Genomic DNA, 2,284 nt, shown 5'->3' with positions numbered 1-2,284 from the left:
TCGGCAAATTGTGACCAGAGCGTCTTGATCGTCGGCAGCCGGAGGTCATTGAGCATGATGCCGAGGCGGGCTTCGTCGACTGTGTAGGTGTTCTTCATGCGACCTCTCCCGCATAAGCAGCGCCGATCAGGGCTTCGTAGCCATCGAGCGATGCGAGTTGGACATGAACCAGCGGCAACTGGTTCGGGTCGGGACAGAAGGCCGCTCTCAAGGCAGCCAGGTCGGGCAGTTTGCGGACCTCCAGGGTTCTGGCAAGCTCCTCGGCCAGTTCACGTTCGCACCCGCGATCATGAGCCAGCGCCAGCAGTTCGACGGTGATCTTGCAAGCCTGCCGCTCTGGCAGTTGCTCGATGAGCGTATCGAAAGTCCTTCGATATTCCGGCCTGGGAAAGAGCTTGTCGCGATAGACGAGCCCCAAAAGTGCCATCGGCTTTTTGCGCAGGGAATGAATGACGTGGTGATAGTTGACGACTTGATCGTGCTTGCCATTCGCCTGAGCGCGGCCTCGGGGCAACGTCAGCAGATGCGTGCCGCCGATGAAGACGTCGAGGCGATCATCGAACAGTCGTACCCGAAGCCGGTGGCCGATCAGACGGGAAGGCACGGTGTAGAAGACCTTGCGCAAGACGAAGCCGCCGGTGCTCGATACGGTCACGATGATTTCTTCGAAGTCGGTGGTGCGATGATCGGGAAGAGCCTGCAGATGTGGACGCTCGGCATCGATACGCTTGCCATGGGCGGCATTGCGGCGGCTGACGATCTCATCGATGAAGGCGCGGTAAGAAACGAGATCGCCAAAATCCCTGGTTCCGCGCATCAGCAGAGCATCGCGGATCGCGTTCTTGAGATGCCCGTGTGAACTTTCGATCGAACCATTCTCGTGTGCGACGCCCTTGTTGTTGCGCGTCGGCGTCATGCGGTAATGAGCGCACAGTTCGTCGTAGCGATGCGTCAGATCGACCTTGGCGTCAGCATCGAGGTTGCGGAATGCGGCCGACAAGCTGTCGCTGCGGTGATAGAGCGGCGAACCACTAAGCGACCACAGCGCGTTCTGCAGGCCCTCGGCCAGAGCGACGAAGCTTTCGCCGCCAAGGATGACATGGGCGTGCTCAAAGCCGGACCACACAAGCCGGAAGTGATAGAGCAGATGGTCAAGCGATTGGCCGGCAATCGTCACGCCGAGGCTGCCCATGTCGGTAAAATCCGACAGCCCCAACCGGCCGGGTTCGTGTATCTGACGGAAGATCACCTCCTGCTCCTGACCGTGAACAGCCCGCCATGATCGGATACGACGCTCAATCGTGCGGCGTATACCTTCGGACAGTTCCGGATGACGCCGCAGCATCTCGTTGAAAACGGCGACCGCACGGATGCCGGGCGCGGACTTGAGGAGCGGAACAACCTCGGTGTCGAATATATGCTCAAGGGGATCGGGGCGACGCCGGTCGCGTGGCGGCTTGCTCTGTGATGGGAGACGCGCATCCTTCTCAATGCGGTAAGCCGTCGCACGGCTGATCGACGCCTTGGCGGCGGCGACCTCAATGGGGTTGGTTTGTCGGTACTTCATAAAAAGCCTCGTCTGATGATCGGTTACATGGCGACCCGGCACAAAGATGATTCTCCATTCTCAGAAAATCACCCACGCTACTGGGCCAACCGCGATCATGAGACGCCGAAAATTGCGCCGCGGCGGGGATGTAACTCCGGTCGGGCTACGCCCTCCCTTCGTCACATCCCCGCCGCCTAGTCTCATCCTGATTGACGCTGTGTCTCACCTTGATTGTCGCCGCGCAAAGGATGGCCGGAGTTAAGGAAGACAAGCCAAGGGATGTCATCTTCATTTTTATTTTTACTAAGTACTTCTTCATACTTAATGAGGCCGGTTACTCCGTCCTCAACATCTACTGAGTCATAGTTACTACCAATTATAAAATCCTCAAAACCGGATACGGTCTTGATTTTATAAAGAGTCACCCTCTTAAAATCTGTCATATTGCTATTCACCCGAGTTTTTCCTAAGTCTAAATCAACTCTAAGTTCTCTGACAAGTGGTTTTTTCGTCAGGACATGCAACTAGAAGGGCGCGGTGACTGCGGTCTGCTCTTTGTCTACGTTGCTGTCGCTGCTTGATGCATTTCTCTGAGTGTTGATCGATTATCGGTTGAATATCGCAGTAATCCCTTGCGTTGATGTAAATATTGAAGTGATCTCTAATTCAATCAAAAACTGTGGGGCCGTATGTCTGTTTTGGATATTCCTCTTCGAAAAGTGCTGCAATTGTTTG

General features: G+C 55.6%; 2 protein-coding genes. Both read right to left on the bottom strand.

Going from position 1 to position 2,284, the window contains the following annotated elements:
- Nucleotides 1-94: 94 nt before the first annotated feature.
- On the bottom strand, nucleotides 95-1,609 hold the full coding sequence (istA, locus tag BGP85_RS00150; protein WP_103466415.1) for an IS21 family transposase: 1,515 nt from the start codon (nucleotides 1,607-1,609) through the stop codon (nucleotides 95-97).
- 140 nt (nucleotides 1,610-1,749) lie between these two features.
- Complete coding sequence (locus BGP85_RS28610; RefSeq protein WP_146048952.1) at nucleotides 1,750-2,004, bottom strand: hypothetical protein; 255 nt, start codon at nucleotides 2,002-2,004, stop codon at nucleotides 1,750-1,752.
- Nucleotides 2,005-2,284 lie beyond the last annotated feature (280 nt).

The sequence above is a fragment of the Pseudomonas putida genome, from assembly GCF_002906855.1.
Lineage (GTDB): Bacteria > Pseudomonadota > Gammaproteobacteria > Pseudomonadales > Pseudomonadaceae > Aquipseudomonas > Aquipseudomonas putida_N.
The sequence above is the reverse complement of the archived record's forward strand: the minus strand, read 5'-3'. Positions and strand labels throughout refer to the sequence as shown.